This is a genomic window from Streptomyces thermodiastaticus (assembly GCF_014656135.1).
Lineage (GTDB): Bacteria > Actinomycetota > Actinomycetes > Streptomycetales > Streptomycetaceae > Streptomyces > Streptomyces thermodiastaticus.
In genome coordinates this window covers 80,019-100,124 of the sequence record NZ_BNBV01000019.1, presented here as the reverse complement: position 1 = coordinate 100,124, position 20,106 = coordinate 80,019, and the positions used below count along the sequence as shown (strand labels likewise).

General features: G+C 73.4%; 19 protein-coding genes and 1 pseudogene. 7 read left to right on the top strand and 13 right to left on the bottom strand.

What is annotated here, in order from left to right; all coding sequences use genetic code 11:
• Positions 1 to 13 precede the first annotated feature (13 nt).
• The 4 genes and pseudogenes from IE286_RS18085 to IE286_RS18070 all read right to left on the bottom strand — a co-directional run bounded on the left by IE286_RS18085 (position 14) and on the right by IE286_RS18070 (position 3,215).
• Positions 14 to 583 (bottom strand): xanthine dehydrogenase family protein molybdopterin-binding subunit, encoded by a 570-nt coding sequence (locus IE286_RS18085; RefSeq protein ID WP_372462572.1) that lies wholly within the window; start codon positions 581 to 583, stop codon positions 14 to 16.
• Positions 584 to 635: 52 nt separating this feature from the next.
• A pseudogene (locus IE286_RS18080) lies at positions 636 to 1,112 on the bottom strand (FAD binding domain-containing protein); the annotation flags it as partial.
• On the bottom strand, positions 1,109 to 1,672 hold the full coding sequence (locus IE286_RS18075) for a (2Fe-2S)-binding protein (protein WP_189797824.1): 564 nt from the start codon (positions 1,670 to 1,672) through the stop codon (positions 1,109 to 1,111). The pseudogene IE286_RS18080 and the gene IE286_RS18075, both read right to left, overlap by 4 nt.
• A 223-nt stretch (positions 1,673 to 1,895) precedes the next feature.
• The gene (locus IE286_RS18070) at positions 1,896 to 3,215 is read right to left on the bottom strand and encodes a hypothetical protein (protein WP_189797793.1); all 1,320 of its coding nucleotides are present in this window, start codon (positions 3,213 to 3,215) and stop codon (positions 1,896 to 1,898) included.
• Positions 3,216 to 3,478: 263 nt separating this feature from the next.
• Between IE286_RS18070 and IE286_RS18065 the strand changes: the two genes are divergently transcribed.
• Entirely contained in the window at positions 3,479 to 3,712 is a 234-nt protein-coding gene (locus IE286_RS18065) for a chaplin (protein ID WP_189797792.1), read from the top strand.
• 303 nt (positions 3,713 to 4,015) lie between these two features.
• The gene (locus IE286_RS18060; protein ID WP_189797791.1) at positions 4,016 to 4,762 is read left to right on the top strand and encodes a D-Ala-D-Ala carboxypeptidase family metallohydrolase; all 747 of its coding nucleotides are present in this window, start codon (positions 4,016 to 4,018) and stop codon (positions 4,760 to 4,762) included.
• A 143-nt stretch (positions 4,763 to 4,905) separates the two neighbouring features.
• Here IE286_RS18060 and fmdA read toward each other — a convergent pair whose 3' ends face one another.
• From fmdA to IE286_RS18045, 3 genes are all read right to left on the bottom strand, one after another.
• Complete coding sequence (gene fmdA, locus IE286_RS18055; RefSeq protein ID WP_189797790.1) at positions 4,906 to 6,156, bottom strand: formamidase; 1,251 nt, start codon at positions 6,154 to 6,156, stop codon at positions 4,906 to 4,908.
• A 151-nt stretch (positions 6,157 to 6,307) separates the two neighbouring features.
• The gene (locus tag IE286_RS18050; RefSeq protein WP_189797789.1) at positions 6,308 to 6,586 is read right to left on the bottom strand and encodes an FmdB family zinc ribbon protein; all 279 of its coding nucleotides are present in this window, start codon (positions 6,584 to 6,586) and stop codon (positions 6,308 to 6,310) included.
• 334 nt (positions 6,587 to 6,920) lie between these two features.
• A complete protein-coding gene (locus IE286_RS18045; RefSeq protein ID WP_189797788.1) occupies positions 6,921 to 8,285 on the bottom strand; it encodes an FAD-dependent oxidoreductase in 1,365 nt (454 codons plus the stop codon).
• A 178-nt stretch (positions 8,286 to 8,463) separates the two neighbouring features.
• Between IE286_RS18045 and IE286_RS18040 the strand changes: the two genes are divergently transcribed.
• Together IE286_RS18040 and IE286_RS18035 are read left to right on the top strand one after the other, a co-directional pair.
• Positions 8,464 to 9,390, top strand: coding sequence for a DMT family transporter (locus IE286_RS18040; RefSeq protein ID WP_189797787.1), 927 nt, complete (start codon positions 8,464 to 8,466; stop codon positions 9,388 to 9,390).
• Positions 9,391 to 9,581: 191 nt separating this feature from the next.
• Positions 9,582 to 11,240 (top strand): catalase, encoded by a 1,659-nt coding sequence (locus IE286_RS18035; protein WP_189797786.1) that lies wholly within the window; start codon positions 9,582 to 9,584, stop codon positions 11,238 to 11,240.
• Positions 11,241 to 11,328: 88 nt separating this feature from the next.
• Here the strand turns inward: IE286_RS18035 and IE286_RS18030 are convergent, their stop codons facing one another.
• On the bottom strand, positions 11,329 to 12,174 hold the full coding sequence (locus IE286_RS18030; RefSeq protein WP_189797785.1) for an RNA polymerase sigma factor SigF: 846 nt from the start codon (positions 12,172 to 12,174) through the stop codon (positions 11,329 to 11,331).
• Between the two features lie 336 nt (positions 12,175 to 12,510).
• Here IE286_RS18030 and IE286_RS18025 point away from each other — a divergent pair, with 336 nt between their 5' ends.
• The gene (locus tag IE286_RS18025; protein ID WP_229863065.1) at positions 12,511 to 14,052 is read left to right on the top strand and encodes an MFS transporter; all 1,542 of its coding nucleotides are present in this window, start codon (positions 12,511 to 12,513) and stop codon (positions 14,050 to 14,052) included.
• 108 nt (positions 14,053 to 14,160) lie between these two features.
• Here the strand turns inward: IE286_RS18025 and IE286_RS18020 are convergent, their stop codons facing one another.
• The 4 genes from IE286_RS18020 to IE286_RS18005 form a co-directional block, all read right to left on the bottom strand.
• Positions 14,161 to 14,334, bottom strand: coding sequence for a CsbD family protein (locus tag IE286_RS18020; protein WP_125496413.1), 174 nt, complete (start codon positions 14,332 to 14,334; stop codon positions 14,161 to 14,163).
• 297 nt (positions 14,335 to 14,631) lie between these two features.
• A complete protein-coding gene (locus IE286_RS18015; RefSeq protein ID WP_189797784.1) occupies positions 14,632 to 15,168 on the bottom strand; it encodes a hypothetical protein in 537 nt (178 codons plus the stop codon).
• 35 nt (positions 15,169 to 15,203) lie between these two features.
• Positions 15,204 to 15,737 (bottom strand): DoxX family membrane protein, encoded by a 534-nt coding sequence (locus IE286_RS18010; RefSeq protein WP_189797783.1) that lies wholly within the window; start codon positions 15,735 to 15,737, stop codon positions 15,204 to 15,206.
• 523 nt (positions 15,738 to 16,260) lie between these two features.
• Complete coding sequence (locus tag IE286_RS18005) at positions 16,261 to 17,496, bottom strand: PP2C family protein-serine/threonine phosphatase (RefSeq protein ID WP_372462571.1); 1,236 nt, start codon at positions 17,494 to 17,496, stop codon at positions 16,261 to 16,263.
• 316 nt (positions 17,497 to 17,812) lie between these two features.
• Between IE286_RS18005 and IE286_RS18000 the strand changes: the two genes are divergently transcribed.
• Together IE286_RS18000 and IE286_RS17995 are read left to right on the top strand one after the other, a co-directional pair.
• Positions 17,813 to 18,625 (top strand): SAM-dependent methyltransferase, encoded by an 813-nt coding sequence (locus tag IE286_RS18000; RefSeq protein ID WP_189797781.1) that lies wholly within the window; start codon positions 17,813 to 17,815, stop codon positions 18,623 to 18,625.
• Between the two features lie 79 nt (positions 18,626 to 18,704).
• A complete protein-coding gene (locus IE286_RS17995) occupies positions 18,705 to 19,448 on the top strand; it encodes an SOS response-associated peptidase (RefSeq protein ID WP_189797780.1) in 744 nt (247 codons plus the stop codon).
• Between the two features lie 4 nt (positions 19,449 to 19,452).
• Here IE286_RS17995 and IE286_RS17990 read toward each other — a convergent pair whose 3' ends face one another.
• Entirely contained in the window at positions 19,453 to 19,866 is a 414-nt protein-coding gene (locus IE286_RS17990) for an SRPBCC family protein (protein WP_189797779.1), read from the bottom strand.
• Between the last annotated feature and the right edge of the window lie 240 nt (positions 19,867 to 20,106).

Here is a 20,106-nt window from a genome sequence, read left to right as displayed (position 1 = left end):
GCACCGGGCGCCGTCAGCCCTGCAGCGCGCCGAGCACCCGGTCCGGCGTCAGCGGCAGCCGCCGTAACCGCACGCCGGTGGCGTGGTGGACGGCATTGCCGATGGCGGCCGCGGTGCCCACGATGCCGATCTCACCGATCCCCTTGCTCCCCGTCGGGCCGAGACAGGGATCGTCCTCCTCGATCCGGCGCGCCTCGACCGCCGGGACGTCCGCGTGCACGGGCACGTGGTACGAGGCCAGATTCCGCTTCACGAAATCGCCGTACTCCGGATCGAGCGTGCTGCCCTCGGTCAGTGCCATGCCCAGCCCCGTGATCATCCCGCCGGTGAACTGCGAACGGGCGGTACGGGGATTGAGGATGCGGCCCGCGGCGAAGACCCCGAGCAGCCGGCGCACCCGTACCTCGCCGGTGACGGTGTCCACCGCCACCTCGGCGACGTGCGCCCCGAAGGCGTGCCGGGCGCGCGAACTCACCGCGTCCGCCTCCCCGGCGCTGTCCGCGCGGGCGCTGAGCCCCGCCCCGGGCGGGGGACCGGCGTGCTCGGCGAGCCGCGCCGCGAGCCAGGGGCACGCCTGATGCACCGCCCGCCCCCAGGACGCCGTCCCGGACGAGCCGCCCGCCAGCGACGCGGGCGGCGATGCACTGCTCGGAATAGCCGAGGACCGCGTGGTCGCGGTGCACGCCCGCCAGCGCGCCGCAGCCGCTGCCCGGCTGCCGTTTGTTGCACGGCTTGTCCACGTCCTGGACATACGGGCAGCGGGTGCGCTGCAGCAGGTTCCCGGCCGTGGTGGCCGCGTTGCGCAACTGGCCGGAGGCGCCCGCGAGCAGCGCCTGCGACAGCGCCGGGTGACGGCCGCGCACCAGCGGATGGGCCGCCAGGTCGCTGTTGCGCACCATGGCCCCCACCCGCAGCGCACCGCCGGGCAGCTCCTCGACGCGGTCCAGCGGCAGCCGGCCCACGTCGATCAGGGCGGAGGGCTGCTCCACCCCGAGCTTCATAAGGTCCACCAGGTTGGTGCCGCCCGCCGGATGGCGCGCCCCGGGGCGCGCGGCGAAGACCTCGGCCGCCTCCTCGACGGTGCCCGCGCGGACGTACGCGAACGCTTTCACCGCGCCACGTCCTCCACTGCCTCGACGATGCGCGGATAGGCGCCGCACCGGCACAGATTGCCGCTGAGCCGCTCGCGGATCTCGTCCGCGTCGAGGGCCACCGGCCGCCCGGAAGGCGCCGCCGGATCGGTCACCGGCGAGGGATGGCCGGCCGCGGCCTCGGCCAGGGCGCCCACGGCGGAGCACAGCTGCCCCGGAGTGCAGTAGCCGCACTGGAACGCGTCCCGGTCGAGGAACGCCTGCTGCAGCGGGTGCAGCTCCTCACCGTCACCGGCAAGTCCTTCGACGGTCGTCACCTCGCAGCCGTCCAGGGCGACGGCGAGCAGCAGGCAGCTGTTGACCCGGCGTCCGTCGACGAGGACCGTGCAGGCCCCGCACTGGCCGTGGTCGCAGCCCTTCTTCGCCCCGGTGAGATCCAGGTCCTCGCGCAGCACGTCCAGCAGGACGCGTCGGTTGTCCACGACCAGGGTGCGCGGCTCGCCGTTGACGCGGAGCGTGGTCGCGGAGCGGAACGCCGCCGACGGTGCCGTGCCCGCCGCCCGCGCCGTGCCGTCGTGCATGGTGTCGCTGACCATGACGTGGATGTCCTTCCGGACGGCCGTGCCGGTCCCCGCCGCGTATCCACCCTGCGGCGGCCGACACCTGCCGCGGCGCGGGAACGCGGAGGGCCGTCCTGCCGGTCCTCGCCCTCCGGCCTTCCGGTCGGCGCCGCGGCCGTCTGAGTGCCGCGCCCCGGCCGGCTCCCCGCGAGGACGCCGGCCCGGTCTGCGGACCGCCCTCGGGTCAGCTCTGCGTCCGGGGCGGATCGCCGTCCTGCGGGTCTGCGGCGCCCTGCGGGGGAGCGGCGTCCTGAGAGGGCGCGGCGTCCGCGGGCGGGGCGTCCGCGGGCGGGGCGGCCTGCGGGGCCGCGGAGCCCTCCGAGCCGTCCGCGGGAGTCCTCTCCTGAGGAACCGGCGGCGCTGCGGGCGCCGGTGCGCTGTCCGACGGCGCCGGCTCGGCCGTGCCACCCGGACGGAGCGAGAGAGCGGTCTCCTTCAGCCGTCCCAGCCCGCGCGCCAACTGCTGGAACGGCGATCCCGCGGCGGGCCGCCCCGGCCTCCTGACCGTGAGCGTGCCGGACTCCTCGGCCTCGCGGTAGGCGGCCAGCGCCTCGTTGGCCCGCTCGGCGGCCTCCCGGTACAGGTCCCGGGAGCGCGTCATCGCCTCCAGCGCCTCGGCGTACATGGCGACCAGCTCACGGGCGCGGGCCAGCTCCTCCTCGACGGTCCGCAGGTGCCACTGCTCGCGCAGCGCGGTCAGGGCCTGCTCGCCGTCCGGCGGCAGCGGCCGGGGAAGCGCGGCGAAGCGGGTGACGGCGTCCAGCAGCTCCGCCGGCTCGCTGCCGTCCAGGAACACGCTGCGCACCAAGAAGGCCTCCCGGTCGTACCCGGCCGGCGGCGGACTGCCGGGCAGGACCACGGCACCTCCGCGGGGCACCCGGATGTCGAAGTCGTCCAGCACCCAGTTCACCGCCCGGAACCGGTGCGGGGCGGCGCGGTGCTCCACGACCCGGTGCCGCAGGCTCTCCGGCAGCGACCGCAGCACGCAGGCCAGGCCGCGCTCGTCCGGCGTCATGGCCTCGTGCACGACCACGTGCACGCACCACGGGTCCCGTACCGCGTGCCGCAGGATCCGCCGCAGGTCCTTGTCGTCCTCGGGCAGCGGGTTGACATCGCCCAGCCGCAGCCCGGTGCCGGCCTCGTTGGCCCAGTCGGCGGCCTGCTCCCGCGGCCAGAACATCGTCGCCGGGGACGGCCACCGCGGATCCCAGGGTGCCTCCGCCTCCGCCGTCAGCAGCCACTGCTGGTGCCCGCCGCGCACCGGCGTCAGGGCCAGCCGGGCCCGCACGGTCACCTCGCCGGGCGCCGGCCAGCGGGCCTCGAAGACATGCTCGCGCGACCGGTCGACGTCCTCCGGTTCGAGGTGGCTGTGCAGGGTGCCGTCGGCCGTGAGGTGCTCCAGGTGGCGCCGCACGGCGTCCGCCGCGGCGGGACCGGTGTGACGGCCGCGGGCCGACCAGACCGTGGGCGGGGCCGCGGGACGGGAGGTGGCAGAGTTCGACATGGGCCAATCTGCGAGCAGGGACGGCGTGCGGCTTCCAGTATCGCCGCAGCGGATCATGTCCTGTCCACAGGGCGGGCCGTAGGGGGAGGACGCCCCGGGCCGGGCGCGCCCGGCCGCCGGTGCGGCCCGCTGCCACCGTTCGGCTGTACCTGTCTCCCGGTGAGGCTGAGATCGCTGCTCCGTTCGGCCCTGCGATGCTGTTCCCCGGTGCCGGACCGGATCACTGTGTAGGCACGTGCTACTTCAAGCGACAGGAGTGCTTCATGAGGATCCGCATGACGGCCGCCGCCGTTCTTGCCGGTGCCGCTCTGATGACGTGCGCGGGGACGGCCGCGGCCGACGCCACCGGCAGCGCCTCGACGAGCAACAGCCCCGGGCTGCTCTCCGGCAACGCCATCACGATCCCCCTCGACCTCGACCTGAACGTGTGCGGCAACTCGATCAACGTGATCGGTCTGCTCAACCCGGCCGTCGGGAACGCGTGCGCGAACAAGTAGCGCCGGCGCCCGGCTCCCGGACGAGCCGCGCCCTGCGAGCGGGGCGCGGCTCGTCCGCGTCCGGGGCCGCTGCGGACGCGGGGCCCTGACCGACGGTGCCGGCGAGCCGGTACGGCACCGTCGCGGCGGACCCCACGAGGGGTACTCGTGCGACCCGTGTGCCTCTTCCCCTCGGCGTACATGTGCATGACACTGGTGCGGCTCGAGCCCGACACGGATCCGGTCCGTACCCGAACCCGACGGGCCGCTCGCGTCGCCTGCGTGCGCGCAGGCACGTGACGGCCCCTGCGTGAAAGGCCGCCGATGACATCGTCCCGCTTCGCCGACCGCCGTACCGTCCTCCGGGGAGCGCTGGCCGCCGGCGCCGGCGCCGTGCTCGTCCCGACGCTCCTCACGGGAGCCGCGCAGGCCTACCCCTGGTCGCGCACGCTCAGCCAAGGGGCGACCGGCGCGGACGTGACCGAACTGCAGATCAGAGTCGCGGGCTGGGCCGCCGACAGCCCGAGCCACAGCATCGTCGCCGTCGACGGAGACTTCGGCCCGGCCACCGGCGCCGCGGTGCGCCGGTTCCAGGCGGCCTACGGGCTCGACGCCGACGGCATCGCCGGTCCCGCGACCCAGGCGCAGCTCAACGCCCTGGAACAGGCGGACGGCTCCACCGTGCACTTCGACTTCAGCGAGTTCACCGACCGGGTCAGCGGCACCTTCTCCGGCGGCAAGCTCAGCGCCGCCGCGACCAAGGAGAACGTCCGGCGCGCGATGTACAAGCTGGAGGCCCTGCGCAAGAAGCTCGGCAACGTGCCCATCACCATCAACTCCGGCTTCCGCAGCATCGCGCACAACGCCGAGGTCGGCGGCGCGTCCGACAGCATGCACCTCTACGGCACCGCGGCCGACCTCAGCGTGCCCGGCGTGTCCAACCGGACCGTCTATCAGAAGGCCGAGACCTGCGGCTTCTCCGGCCTGGAGACGTACACCGCGGACCACCAGCACGTGGACAGCCGGGCCGATCTCGGCCGGGCCTGGTGGTGGCAGGACGGCACGATCTGACGCGTTGTGCACGCACCTGCCTCGGGTGCGGCAGCCCTGCGGGGCCCCGTCACCGGTCTGCGAGGACCGGTCGGGGCCCGGCAGCGGCGCGCCGTGCCGCGACCGCAGCATCCGCTCCGGCCTCCGCCGGGCCCCCTCGGCCGTCACCCCGAGGTCACGGCGCACCTGCCCCGGTCGGCGGCCCGCGGGCCCTGTGCCGAGGGGCGGACGTCGAAGTCGAAGATCTGGGTGGGGACGTAGAGGGTGCAGCAGGCGTTGGGGATGTCGACGATGCCGCTGATGCGTCCCTCCACCGGGGCGGAACCGAGCAGCAGGTACACCTGCTCGCCGGAGTAGCCGAACTTCGTGAAGTACGCGATGGCGTTGAGGCAGGCCCGGCGGTAGGCCAGCGTCGCGTCCAGGTAGTGGTTGGTGTCGGTGTCGTGGTCGACACAGACACCGACGAAGCTCATGAACTCCGTGTACCGGGGCTCGACATTGCCCGGCATGAACACCGGGTTGGTGGAGATGCCGTACGTCTCCATGCCGCCCTTGATCAGGTCCACATGGAGGTCGATGAAGCCGCCCATCTCGATGGCGCCGCAGAAGGTGATCTCCCCGTCGCCCTGGCTGAAGTGGAGGTCGCCGGCCGACAGTTTGGCCTGCGGGACGTAGACGGGGAAGAACACCCTGCCCCCGCGTGTGAAGTTCTTGATGTCCTGGTTGCCGCCGTTCTCCCGCCCGGGCACGGTGCGGGCGCCTTCCGCGCGGATGCGCCGTGCCGTCTCTCCGGTGGCCGTGCCGGCGAGTGCGTGATCGGCCGTCGGCGGCAGACCCAGGGGAGGGACACGTCCGGGGTCGGTGTCGATCAGCGCCTGTTCGCGGCGGTTCCACCGGGCGAGCAGCTCCTCGGACGGAGCGGTGCCGATGAGTCCGGGGTGGGCGATACCGGTGTAGCGGACGCCGGGCAGGTGACGGGAGGTCGCCTGCTGGCCGTGCATGTCCCAGACCGCCTTGTACGCGTCCGGGAAGGAGTCGGTGAGGAAACCGCCGGCGTTGTTCCTGGCGAAGATGCCCGTGTACCCCCAGCCCTGCCCCGGGGCGGGGCCGGCCTGCTGGGGGACGGGGCCGATGTCGAGGATGTCCACGACGAGGAGGTCCCCGGGCTCCGCGCCCTCGACGCCGATGGGCCCGCTGAGCATATGAGCATGGGTGAGGTCGACGTCCCGCACGTCGTCGGCGGAGTCGTTGTTGCCGATCTGCGCGTCGGTCCAGTCCCGCGTCTCCAGACGGAACTCGTCGCCCGGCCGGACCGTGGCGACCACGGGCACGTCGGGATGCCACCTGTTGTGCCCGGGAACGTCCTGGTCGTGCATGGACTTCGACTGGTCGACGCTGAAGATGACTTCTGGCATGACAGCTGCCTTTCGTGACGGCGCGCGCTCCGGCTGCCGGACGGGGGCGGTGCCACGGCCCGAGGCGCGTCAGCCCCCGTGGGCGGCCGCGGTGTTCGCGGCGTGCGGAGGACGGGACGCCCCCGGGGCCGCCTGGGCCCGACGGGGGGATTCAAGGCCGCGGCAGGCGTGCCAGGGCAGGATGCGCGGGCCGGGACGGGTGTGAGGTCGCCTTCCCCCGGCGCACCACCTCCGGTGCCTCACGGCTGCGCTCTTCGCGCTCACGCAACACGGCGACCGAGGCCGGCACACGGGTCACACCCGGCGGCGAGTAGACGCGCCGGGCCTCGCCGCCGCAGGCCGGGCAGGCATGGGTGCCGGGGGCGCTTCCCATCGCGAGCTGCTTCTCGAACCGGCCGCAGCGGGCGCAGGAGTACTCGTACGTCGTCATCAGCCACCTCCGGTCCGCCGGTGCGCCCGGGCCGGGCAGTGCACCCGGTACAGGAAGCGTTCCCGGACCGCCGGCCGTTCCAGATGTGCCGGAGCCGTCGTCCCCACGGGTCCGCCGGATGCCGTGGCACCCGGACATTCCTCCTTCGACGGAACGCCTCAACGGCCGCATCCGCAACCCGAGCCCCACACGTCACGATCGCGCGGAGCCTGGCGGCGGCAGGGTGTGCACCGGGCCGCCGACGCGCTGCCGGAGGTCCCGGCCGGCCCGGGACACACCCGGCCGGCCGGGAGTCCGGCCGCTTCCGGCCGCAGCCGGCCGGAAGCGTCAGCGGTCACGCTCCGCTGGCCCGGAGCATGTCCTCCCGCTCGACGATCTTCACGCGCTCCCGGCCCTGCGGCTCGCCCAGCGCCCTCTCCGCCGCGTCCAGCCGGTACCAGCCCTCCCACGTGGTGAAGCGGACGTCGCGCTCGGCGAGGAACGCGTCGACGGCCTCGGGAGCGGGCGAGGAGGGCGTGTGCAGCCGCCCGTTGGCGTAGTCGTCCAGCAGGCTGGCCACCGTCTCGTTGGCGTCGCCCTTGGTGTGGCCGATCAGGCCCACCGGGCCGCGCCGGATCCACCCGGTGACGTACGCCGACTGCACGTGCTCGCCCGACTCGGCGATGATCCGGCCGGCCTCGTCCGGCACCGTGCCCGACGCCGCGTCCCACGGCAGCTTCGGCAGCGGGTCGGAGAGGTAGCCGACGGCGCGGTAGACCGCGGTGACGTCCCAGTCCGTGAAGGTGCCGGTGCCCTTGACGTTGCCGGTGCCGTCGAGCGCGGTGCGCTCGGTGCGCAGGCCCACGACCCGGCCGTCCTCGCCGAGGATCTCGGCCGGCGCCTCGAAGAAGTGCAGGAACAGCTTGTGCGGACGGTCGCCGACGTCCCGGATCGCCCAGTTCTCCAGCGTCTTGGCGACCATGTCGGCCTGCTTGTTGGCGCGCCGGGTGGCGACGGAGCCCTCGTCGTAGTCGATGTCCTCGGGGTCGACGACGACCTCGATGTTCGGGGAGTGGTCCAGTTCCCGCAGCTCCATCGGGCTGAACTTCGCCTGCGCCGGGCCGCGCCGGCCGAAGACGTGGATCTCCCGTGCGCGGTTGGCCTTCAGCCCGTCGTAGACGTTCGGCGGGATCTCCGTGGGCAGCAGCTCGTCCGCGGTCTTGGCCAGGATCCGCGCCACGTCCAGGGCGACGTTGCCGACGCCGAGCACGGCGACCTTCTCCGCGGTCAGCGGCCAGGTGCGCGGCACATCGGGGTGGCCGTCGTACCAGGAGACGAAGTCGGCCGCGCCGTAGGAGCCGTCGAGGTCGATGCCGGGTATGGGCAGCGCCCGGTCGGCCATGGCGCCGGTGGCGAAGATCACCGCGTCGTAGAACGCGCGCAGGTCGTCCAGGGTGATGTCGCAGGGGTAGTCGACGTTGCCGAAGAGCCGGATCTGCGGCTTGTCGAGCACCTGGTGGAGCGCGGTGACGATGCCCTTGATCCGCGGGTGGTCCGGAGCGACGCCGTAGCGGATGAGGCCGAACGGGGCCGGCATCCGCTCGAAGAGGTCGATGGAGACGCCGGGCTCGGTGGCCACGCCGGACTTGAGCAGGGCGTCGGCGGCGTAGATGCCGGCCGGGCCGGCTCCGACGATGGCTACCCGCAGGGGGCGGGGCATGATCAGGTTCCCTTCGAGCGGTGACAGATCGACTCGTCGGCAACCCTAAACTGAGGCAAACCTAAGTAGGTACGCGGGTCCCCTCTATGACGTCATAAGCCGGATCTATGGGATGCCGTCGGCGCGGCCCGGGCGGGCAGGGCAGGACGGGACGCGGATCGTCGGGCATGGTGGACCTGTGTTCGTGTTGGCCGCGATGTTCGCCGTGCTGGGAGCCGCCAGCAACGCTCTGGGCACGGCCCTGCAGCGCAAGGCGGCCTCCGCCGTTCCGCGCGGCGGCGGTCTGGGGCTGCTGGCCGCCCTGGCCCGGCACCCCGTCTGGCTGGCCGGCATCTGCGGGGTGATCCTCTCCGCCATGTTCCAGGCGCTGGCCCTGGTCAACGGGCCGCTGACGCTGGTGCAGCCGCTGTTCATGATGGAACTGCCGTTCGCCCTGCTGATCGCCGCGCCGCTGATGCACCGCCGGCTGCCGGGCGCCGGCTGGTGGGCGGTGGCGGCCGTGGTCGTCGGCCTCACCCTGGTCCTGGTCTCCTTCGCGCCGTCCGCGGGGGAGGAGCAGGCCTCCATGGCGCGGTGGACGCCCGCGCTCGTGGTGTGCCTGGGGGTGATGGCCGGGGCCGTCGTGCTGGCCCGGCCGGAGCGTTCCCCGCTGCTGCGGGCCGCCGTGCTGGCCGCGGCGGCCGCCACCGGCAACGCGCTCACCGCCGCGATGCTGAAGTCGGCGAGCCACACCCTGGAGGCCGACGGGTTCGACGCCTTCCTCGCCGGCTGGCAGACCTACGGGTTCGCGGTCGTCGGCGTCGGCTCGCTGCTGCTGCTGGAGAACGCCCTGCAGGCCGGGCCGCTGGTGGCCTCGCAGCCGGCGCTGACCATCGGCGACGCGACGGTGAGCCTGCTGCTGGGCATCCTGCTGTTCCGCGAGGAGGTCCGCCTCGGCGTGTGGCTGCTGCCGGAGCTGGTGGGGGCCGGGCTCATCGTGTGGGGCGTGCTCCGGCTGATCCGGGTGGTGCCCCACGCCGCGCAGACCCTGACCGGTTCGGCGACGGCCGAGCAGCCGTCCGGCCGGCGGGCCCCGGAGGACCCGTCCGGCTCCCGGGCCGCATAGCACCCGGTCGCCCGCGGCTCACCGGGATCCGGCCGGCGCCGGCCCCGCGCACGACCGGACCGTTCGGCCTAAGCCCCGGCCGAGGCTTCGGTGAACGGTGGAAATATGTGCGTACCGACGTAGATATGGCAAGTCGGGCACCTGGCTGTCCTGTCGCACGGACAGCCACCGAGCCGAAGGAGTTCATGGGCATGACGGACGTATCCAGCAAGGGCCCCGCACCGGGCGACGACCGGAAGGTGCTCACCAACCGGCAGGGCCATCCCGTCTACGACAACCAGAACCAGCGCACCATCGGCGCCCGCGGCCCGGCGACGCTGGAGAACTACCAGTTCCTGGAGAAGATCAGCCACTTCGACCGGGAACGCATCCCCGAGCGGGTCGTGCACGCCCGGGGCGTGACGGCGTACGGCTTCTTCGAGGCGTACGGCACCTGGGGCAACGAGCCGATCTCCCGCTACACCCGGGCCAAGCTGTTCCAGGAACGCGGCAAGCGCACCGACGTCGCGGTCCGCTTCTCCACCGTGATCGGCGGCCGTGACTCCTCCGAGGCCGCCCGCGACCCGCGCGGATTCGCCGTGAAGTTCTACACCGAGGACGGCAACTGGGACCTGGTCGGCAACAACCTCGCCGTCTTCTTCATCCGGGACGCCATCAAGTTCCCGGACGTCATCCACGCCCTCAAACCCGACCCGGTGACCTTCGAGCAGCAGCCCCGGCGGATCTTCGATTTCATGTCGCAGACGCCGGAGTGCATGCACATGCTCGTCAACCTCTTCAGCCCGCGCGGCATCCCCTCCGACTACCGCCACATGCAGGGCTTCGGCGTGAACACCTACAAGTGGGTCAACGCCGAGGGCCGCACCGTGCTGGTGAAGTACCACTGGATTCCCAAGCAGGGCGTACGCAGCATGACCGAGGAGGACGCGGCCAACGTGCAGGCACGCACCCTCGGCCACGCCACCAAGGACCTGTACGAGGCGGTGGCACGCGGCGACTACCCCGAGTGGGAACTGCGCGTGCAGATGATGGAGGACCACGACCACCCGGAGCTGGACTTCGACCCCCTGGACGACACCAAGACCTGGCCCGAGCAGGACTTCCCGCCCAAGCCGGTGGGGCGGATGGTGCTGAACCGGATGCCGGAGAACTTCTTCGCGGAGAACGAGCAGATCTCCTTCGGCACCGGCGTCCTCGTGGACGGCCTGGACTTCTCCGACGACAAGATGCTCGTCGGCCGCACCTTCTCCTACAGCGACACCCAGCGCTACCGGGTCGGCCCCAACTACCTCCAGCTGCCGGTCAACCAGCCGAAGAACGCCCGGGTGCACACCAACCAGCGCGACGGGCAGATGACCTACTACGTCGACGGCGCCGGGGAGAACCCGTCCGTCAACTACGAGCCGTCGATCACCGGCGGGCTGCGCGAGGCGCAGTACCCGGCCCACGACGAGCAGGGCCCGGAGATCCGCGGCCGGCTCACCCGCAAGCGCATCCCGCGTACCAATGACTACCGGCAGGCCGGCCAGCGGTATCTGCTCATGGAGCAATGGGAACGCGACGACCTGGTGAAGAACCTGGTCAACCAGCTCTCCCAGTGCGAACGGCCGGTGCAGGAGCGCATGGTGTGGCACTTCTTGCTGGTGGAGAACGACCTCGGCCAGCGGGTCGGCGAGGGGCTCGGCATCGCGCCGGAGGACGTCGCCCATCTGCAGCCGCTGGCGAGCCAGGACCTCACCGACGAGGACCGCAAGCGGCTCGCCAACCTCGGCAAGAACCCGCCGCGGGACGTCGAGGGGCTCACGATGACGCACTGCGTGCCCAACGAGCGGTACGTCGTCACCCGCTGACCCGCACCCCCACACCCCCTGAACGCGCCGGATGCCGGCCGGGCACGCACCCGGCCGGCATCCGGCGCGTGGTCCGCGTGGTGTGCGGTCAGCGCGTGGTGAGCAGCTCCGCACGCAGCCGGGCCAGCAGACGGCCCAGCAGCCGGGAGACATGCATCTGCGAGATGCCCAGGCGGTCGCCGATCTGCGCCTGGGTCAGTTCCTCCACGAACCGCATGTGGATGATCTGCCGGTCCCGCTCGTCGAGTTCCGCCACCAGCGGGGCCAGGCTGTGCAGGTCCTCCACCAGCTCCAGATCCGTGTCCTCGGTGCCGATGAAGTCGGCCAGGACGCCCTCGCCGTCCTCGCTGCCGCCGACCGCCGCGTCCAGGGAGGCGGAGGTGTAGCCGTTGCAGGCCACCATCGCGTCGACGACCTCCTGCTCGGGCAGGTTCATCAGCTCCGCCAGCTCCTTGGTGGTGGGCTTGCGGCCCAGCCGGCTGCCGAGTTCCTCGGTCGCCTTGGCCAGCTCGACCCGGGCCTCCTGGAGCCGGCGCGGCACATGCACCGCCCAGGAGGTGTCACGGAAGAAGCGCTTGATCTCGCCCACGATGTACGGCACCGCGAAGGACGTGAACTCCACCTCGCGGGACAGCTCGAACCGGTCGATCGCCTTGATCAGCCCGATCATGCCGACCTGGACGATGTCCTCCATCTCCTGCGGGCCCCTGCTGCGGAAACGGCCGGCCGCGTACCGCACCAGGGACATGTTCATCTCGATCAGCGTGTTGCGCGCGTACTGGTACCCGGGGGTGCCCTCCTCCAAGGAGGCCAGCCGGTCGAAGAACAGCCGTGAGAGCGCGCGAGCGTCGCTGGGTGCGACCTGCGAGGGTTCGGCCACCGCCGGCAGCTCCGTCCCGGCTCCCGTCGCCTTTGCCACCGTGGTCACCGCCATCCTGCGGCCCTCCCTGTCAGCCGATGCGTCCGTCGGTCCCTGCGTGTCCGCTCCATGATCAGGAACGGGCTCCGCAACGTGTACCCCCTTCCCCAGGCCTCACACCCCATTATTTCCCCCGGACGACATCCGCGCGCGGCGTGGCGCAGGCGGCCCGGCGGGGCCGGGACCCGGCCGGGACCGCCCCTGGACGGGGACATCCCGCGCAGCACCGAACGCCGGCCGGAGGCCGGACGCGGGTGTTCCGGCGCGCTGCCGGGGAACGCGCTCTCTACGGTCCACGGCGTGCCGGCCCTTGCCGGGCCGGTGTGCCCGACGGCGACCCGAGGAGCGCAGGTGAACAGCCAGACACGGCCGGACCAGGGCGGCGCCGGGCAGACGGGCGGGCGGGACCCGCGGCGCTGGCGGGCGCTGTGGGTCACCCTGACGACCGGGTTCATGAGCCTGCTCGACGTGACGATCGTGGCCGTGGCCCTGCCCTCGCTGCAGCGCGACCTGGACACCTCACCGGCCGCCGTGCAATGGGTGGTCTCCGGCTACGCCCTGACCTTCGCCCTCGCCCTGGTGCCCGCGGGCCGGCTCGGCGACGCGGTGGGCCGGCGGCGCATCTTCCTGGCCGCCCTCGCCGGGTTCGTGCTGTGCAGCGCCGCCGCGGGCGCCGCACCCACGATCACCTGGCTGGTGGTGGCCCGGCTGGCCCAGGGCATGTGCGCCGGCTGCCTCGCCCCGCAGAACTCCGCGCTGATCCAGCAGATGTTCCGCGGCGCCGAACGCGGCCGGGCCTTCGGGCTCTTCGGAGCCGTCGTCGGTATCTCCAGTGCCGTCGGACCGATCGCCGGCGGACTGATCCTCGCGCTGGCGCAGGGCACGCAGGGCTGGCGCTGGATCTTCTATGTCAACGTCCCGGTCGGCGCCCTCGCCCTGGTGCTCGGCCTGCGGCTGCTGCCGCGGATCGCGCCCGGCCGCCGGGAGCGGCTCGATCTGTCCGGTGTGGCCCTGCTCGGCGCCGGGGTGCTGGCCGTGATGCTGCCGCTGGTCTTCGCCGAGAGCGGGGGACTGACCCGGCTGTGGTGGCTGTTCCCCGCCGGCGCCGTGCTGCTTGCGTGCTTCGCCCGCTGGGAGGGCCGGGTCGCGCGGCGGGACGGCCGGCCGCTGCTGGATCCGCGGCTGCTGACCGGTACCCGCGGCTACGCCCTGGGCACCGCCCTGGGCACGCTGTACTTCGTCGGATTCAGCGGCGTCTGGCTGGTCTTCGCCCTGTTCTTCCAGAACGGCCTCGGCTACACGCCGCTGCTGTCCGGGCTCGCCGTCACCCCGTTCGCGGTCGGCTCGGCCGCCGCCGCGGTGATCTCCGGGCGGCTGGTGGAACGCTTCGGACGGCTGCTGACCGTCTGCGGGCTGCTCGGGGTGATCGCCGGCCTCGGTGCGGCGGCGCTGATCCTGCGGTCGGCACCGGACGGCCTGGAGGCGTGGCTGGCGGCGCCCGCCCTGTTCGCCGGCGGGCTGGGCAGCGGCTGCGTGATCTCCCCGAACATCACGATGACGCTGCGGGACGTGCAGGTCCGGATGGCCGGAGCGGCGGGCGGGGCCCTGCAGACCGGGCAGCGGCTGGGCGCGGCCGTGGGCACGGCCGCCCTGCCGGGGCTGTTCTACCTGGTCCTCGCACACACCGGACGCGACTACCGGGCGGCGGTGGCGCTCGCCGTGGGCTCCTCCCTCGTCGCTATGCTCGCCGCCCTGGCGGTGGCCCTCCTGGACTGGCGCCGCGACGGCCGCCGCCGGTCCCTCCAGCCGGTGCCGCCGCCCGCCGCCGAGACGGCACGCCACGCCTGCCGCAAGGGCGGCGGCGGGAACCGAACCGGACCACCCGCGGCCTGAACACACCCGCGGCGGGGGCGCGCCTGTTCGCGCGACCCCGCCGCCCCGCCGCAGATGTGCCGTGCCCTCGGCGCCCGGTGACGGGCGGACCGTGCGGGCCGGGCCGGTTCACGGCTTCAGCGTGTCCTTGGTCTTCTCCTTCGCCTGGCGTGCGTCGCCCTTGGCCTTCCGGGCGCGGCCCTCGGCGGTCATGCGCTCGTTGCCGACCGCGCGTCCGACCGTCTCCTCGGCCTTGCCCTTCATCTGTTCCTTCTTGGCCCTGGCCTTCTGGTCACCAGCCACTGTCGCTCACTCCCGACCGTCATGGCCTGCGTGTCACGCCCCGGGTGTCCGGTGCGGTCATCCGCAAACCAGCTGCCGCCCGCCGGCGGCAGACGGCCCGACGAGGCCCGGTAGATCACCGGTTACCCGGTGTCCCTTTCGACGGCCCGCACCACGGGGCCTCGCACGAGGGCTGAGCCGGCGAGGCACGTGCGTTCCCCACCTGGCCCCGCAGGACTCCGGCGGCCGGGGTCCGGGCAGCGGCCTGCGTCCTCACCGGCCTGTGCACCTCCCGCCGGCCGGTGAAGGCCGCGGGCGTCATCCGGTGAAGGTCCTGCCCGCCTGGCGTCTGCGCAGGTCGTCGAGCGTGCGCAGGCGTTCCCGGGAGCGGTCCAGCAGTCCGTCCAGCCGGTGGGGATCCAGACGCCGGTCGCGGTCGGCCAGGGTGCGCAGCATCTCCCAGGTGCTGATCGCGCTCAGGGTGCCGAGCTGCAGCAGCTCCAGCTCCAGCAGGGTGCTCAGCGGAGAACGCCGCAGCAGGGAGCCGTTGGCCTTCAGCCGTCCGGCGCGCTCACCGAGCCGTCCGGCGTACACCTTGTAGCGCCGTACCGGCACGTTCAGCCGGCGCATGATCGCCAGCAGTGTCCTGCGGTCCTCGGCGATCTGCGCGGCGACGGCGGCGACCGCCTCGGCGAGGTCGGGGTCGCGGCAGGAGGAGGCGAGGTACCGGGAACGCCCGGCCGTCACCGTCGCGGCCGCCAGATGGTCGTTGAGGTAGATCCCGAGCAGGGCTTGACCGCCGCTCTGCCCGGCGGACCCCGGCCGGAAGATCCCGGATGGCCGCTGGTCGTTCATGGGTGCGTCCGGTGCCATGGGTGCGTCCGGGGCGGTCAGCAGGGCAGCTTGGCGCGGATGCCGGCGGCCGCGGCGGCGGGCCGCGCCGAGGTGCGGACGGTGCGGCGGAGACGGGCGGCCTCGCGCTGCAGGTCCCGGGCGCGGTGACGGCCGCGCCACATCAGCGACGGGGCGCCGCCGGTGTCGTCCGCCGCGATCAGCAATCCACCCATCATGGAGAGGTTCTTCAGACAGTGGATGCGCTGCTGCATCCGCTCGCCGGGGTCCTCGGCCTCCCAGAAACGGTGGCCGGCCACCGTGGTCGGCGCGAGGGTCGCGGCGAGGGCCAGCGCGGACAGCCGGGGCAGCCGGCCCGTGGCCAGCATCAGGCCCGCGACGACCTGCACGCCGCCGTTGAGCCGGACGACCTGTTCGGTGCGCTCCGGCAGCATCGGGAACCGCTTCCTGAGGGGCCCCACCACGCGCTCGGCGGCCGGAGCGAGGTCCGCGGGGCTGCGGACGGCGCCCAGGCCGCCGGCGACGAACATGGAGGCGAGCATCGGACGGCCGGCCAGACGCAGCAGACTCATGGTCTCTCCCAGGTGTGAGATGTGCGGCGCTGCCCGGGTTCCCGTTCCCGGGCGGGTGCAATCGGGGCCGCACCCGGCCGCCCCGGACACGCGGCCCGCGGACGGGCCGGCGGCGCGCGGTGCTGGGACGGCCGACCGGATCCGGACGCGACCTTCGGCCCCGGCGGAACGGGACGCCTCGCCGTCCGAGTCTTCACGCGGCACAGGCACCGCCGGCACCGTACCCGGCCGCAGCCTGCGGGCAGCGGCCCGCCTTTCCGCGGGCGCCATGGTGTCCGTGCCGGAGCGGCGGCGCACACACCGGCTCGGTGCGCCTCGCACACACCCACCTCACCGCATCGGGTGACCGCACCGGTCCCACGCAGGGGGCCGTCCCTGGGTGGGACCGGTCCGGGGGGTGTGCGCGGCCGGGCGGCTCACCTCCGGCCCTGGCCCCCGGGCGGCCGGCTCCGGTCCGCCGGAGCGGATGGAGCGGAATGCGCATCCTGTGACGGACACGCCCCCGCTCCGGGGCGCCGGCCGCTCACCTCTTTCCAGGGGCCAGCTCGGCCAGCAGCAGGGTCCGGTCGTCGGCAGCGTCCTGTCCGGCGGCGTCTTCCAGCAGGTGCCGGCACAGGGACGGCAGGGCGTCCGGGTGCTCCGGGTCGGACAGCTGTGCGGCGCCGTCGTCGAGGGCACGGGCCAGACGGGTGATGCCCTGGTCGATGTCCCGGGTCCGGGACTCGACCAGCCCGTCGCTGTAGAGCAGCAGCAGACTCGGCTCGGGCACGTGCAGCACGGTCGGCTCGTAGCGGCCCGCGCCCAGTCCCAGCGGCAGGCCGGCGGTGGTCAGGACGACACGCCGGGCCGGGCCGCCCGGCCCGCGGATCAGCGGCGGCGGATGCCCGGCCCCGACGAAGGTGCAGGTGCACAGGTCCGCGTCCCACTCCGCGTACATGCACGTGGCGAAGGAGGCACCGGGAGTGTCGCCGGCGACCGTGTCCAGGTGGTGCATGAGGTCGGCCGGGTCGAGGTCGAGCGCCGCCAGGGTGCGCACGGCCGTACGCAACTGGATCATGGCGACGGCGGACCCCGGGCCGTGCCCCATCGCGTCGCCGACGACCATGCCGACCCGGCGCCCGCGCCGCGGCAGCACGTCGAACCAGTCCCCGCCGATGACGTCCTGTCCGGCGGGCCGGTAGCCGTGCGCGATCCGGCAGCCCTCGTGGCACTGGCCGGCGTCGGGCAGCAGCGAGCGGCGGATGGCCAGCGCGGTGCGCCGTTCCCGTTCGTAACGCCGCGCGTTGTCCAGTGCCACACAGGCGCGGGCGCCGAGCACCTCCACCGCCACGGCGTCCCCGCGGGTGAACGGCTTGCGGCCGGAACCCCGGGTGCAGGCGATGAACCCCACCGCCGTGCCGCGCAGCCGCAACGGGACGATCAGGAAGGAGGCGCTGCGCACCAGGGCGTCCACGGACGCGTCGCCCCGCCCGGTCCGCCGCAGCCGCTGCGCGGTGTGCCCGTCCACACCGTCGAGCAGCTGGCTCTGCCCCGTGGCCACGGCCCGCGCATACGGCGTCTCGCGGGGGAAGACCAGCACCTCGCCGGCCGGCAGCAGCGACTGCCAGTTCTCCGGGGTCTGTGCGCCTATGCGCAGGGCGAGACGGCGCGCCTCGATCTGGGGCGGGTCGGGCAACTGGCCGCCGTGCTCCTGGAGAAGCCAGCGCTGCAGCAGATACACGGAGGCCGCGTCGCAGAAGTCCGGCGCCAGGGCGTGCACCACATGGCGGCCCGTCAGCTGCAGGTCGAGCTCGGAGCCGATGGCGTCCGCCGCGGGGGAGAAGCGCCCGCGGAAACTGCCCGGCGACGCCGGAAGGGCGTCGTCGTGATCAGGGGACTCGCTGTGTTCTGTGTACCGCAGGATGATTGCCTTCCGGGTGGGCCGGTCGTGGCGTGACGGGCCAGGAGGTCCTCGTCGGAGTGTTGCGGGTGGCGGTGTGCGGGGAGGGCCTCGGCGGGGCGGCACGGACATGGAGTATGCCGCAGGCAACTATATGATTCCCAGTCAGCAGTGCGGAGTTGCAAGGGAGTTGACCATGACGGACGACGGCGGGCTGCCGCGGGGCGTGGATCCGGGCAAGGCCAGTGTGGCGCGGATGTACGACGCCATGCTGGGCGGAGAGCACAACTTTGCCATAGACCGCGAGGCGGTGGCCGCGTTCACCGCGATCGACCCTCAGGTGCGCACCCTCGCCCGCGCCAACCGCGCCTTCCTGCAGCGCGCGGTGCGTTTTCTGGTGGACGCCGGCGTACGTCAGTTCATCGACCTGGGCTCCGGCATCCCCACGCAGGGGAACGTCCACGAGGTCGCCCAGTCCGCCGCTCCCGGCTCACGGGTGGTCTACGTCGACAACGATCCCGTGGCGGTCGCCCACAGCGAGGCGCTGCTCGACGGCAACCCGGACGCCACGATCGTCGCCGCCGACATCCGCCGCCCCGCCGACATCCTCTCCGCGCCCCAGGTACGCGACCTGATCGACTTCGAGCAGCCCGTCGCCGTCCTGATGATCACCATCCTGCACTTCATCACCGCCGAGGAGGACCCGGCCGGCATCGTGGCCGCCTTCCGGGACGCGGTGGCCCCGGGCAGCTGGCTGGCGCTGACCCACGCCACCGACGACGACCGCCCCGACACGGCCGCCGCCGTGGGACAGCTGTACCGCGACCGGGCCACCTCTCCCGTCACCGCCCGCTCCCACGCCGAGATCACGGCCCTCTTCGACGGCTTCGAGCTGGTCGAACCCGGCCTGGTGCACCTGCCGCTGTGGCGCCCGGACCCGCAGGAGCGGATACCCGGCGACCCCCGCCGGTACTGGGTGTACGCCGGAGTGGGCCGCAAGACCGCATGACCCGTGGCCGGCCGCCTCGGGCGGCCGCGCGGTGCCGCGCCCGGCCGCGGACACCGGCCGGGCGTGGCACCCTGAACTCATGTGCGGCCGCTATGTGTCCACCCGCGCCCCCGAGGACCTGGTCCGCCACTTCCGGGTGACGGCCTGGCGCCCGGAGGAGGCCCTGGAGCCCAGCTGGAACATCGCGCCCACCGACCAGGTGTGGGCCGTCCTGGAACGCGTGCCCCGCGAGGACACCGGCGCCGCGACACCCCGCCGTGAGCTGCGGCCGCTGCGCTGGGGACTGGTGCCCTCCTGGGCGAAGGACCCCCGCACCGGCGCCCGGCTGATCAACGCGCGCGTGGAGACCGTCCACGTCAAGCCCGCCTTCCGCCGCGCCTTCGCCCGGCACCGCTGCCTGCTTCCCGCGGACGGCTTCTACGAATGGCAGCGCGTCGAGGACGGGCACACCGGCCGGGCACGCAAGCAGCCCTGGTTCATCCACCCCGCGGACGGCGGCATCATGGCCCTCGCCGGCCTGTACGCCCACTGGCGCGATCCGCACGTGCCGCGGGACGACGATCCCGCGGCCTGGCTGACGACCTGCACCATCATCACCACCGACGCCACCGACGCGGCCGGCCGCGTCCACCCCCGCATGCCGCTCGCCCTGGACGCCGGGCACTACGACGCCTGGCTCGACCCGCGACGCCAGGACACCGGCGAGCTGCGGGCGCTGCTGCGCACCCCGGCGGGCGGCCACCTGGACGCCCGGCCCGTCTCCACGGCCGTCAACGACGTCCGCGCGGACGGTCCCGAGCTGGTGGCCGAGGCCGCGTCGTGACGGATCAGCCGGCTGCGTTGTCGACGCGCATCCGCACCTGCTCCTCCAGCCGGTGCAGGCTCTCGTCGAGAGCGGCCAGGGCGGCCCGCTCTCCCGGGTCGTGGCTGTCCTCGAAGAAGGAGAGGTGCACGGTCACCTCGCTCGCGCCCCCACCGATACCGGCGATCTGCAGCCAGCCCGCGTAGCTGCCCTGCTCACGGGTGCCCCACTCGATCCGCATCTGGTCGCGTTCGGCGCGCAGCAGCGCGGCCGTGTCCTGGTCGGTGCGGTCCTCGTGCACGGTCACGGCGGGCGGATCCGCGGCGCGCACATGCAACTCGTGCGGCAGCCACGCGTCGAGCTGGGACACATTGGCCGCCTGATCGAAAACCTGCTCGGGCTGTGCGGGCATCGTGCGGGAACGTTCGTACTCGGTCATCACGGCACCCATTTCGTGCTCTGCGGTCGTACCAGCAACCGCGTGCCCCGTCCGACGCGGCTGAAAAGCCGCTCCGCGCCCGCGGCGGTGCGGAAACCGGGTGGCCGTCCGCGCGCACGGACGACGGTGTGCGGTCCGAGGACCGGACCGCACACCGTGCTGGTTGTCAGGATGATGTCAGGGCACCGGACGGGCCGGATCAGTAGCCGCCGTGGCCGCCGTGGCCGCCGTGGCCGTCAC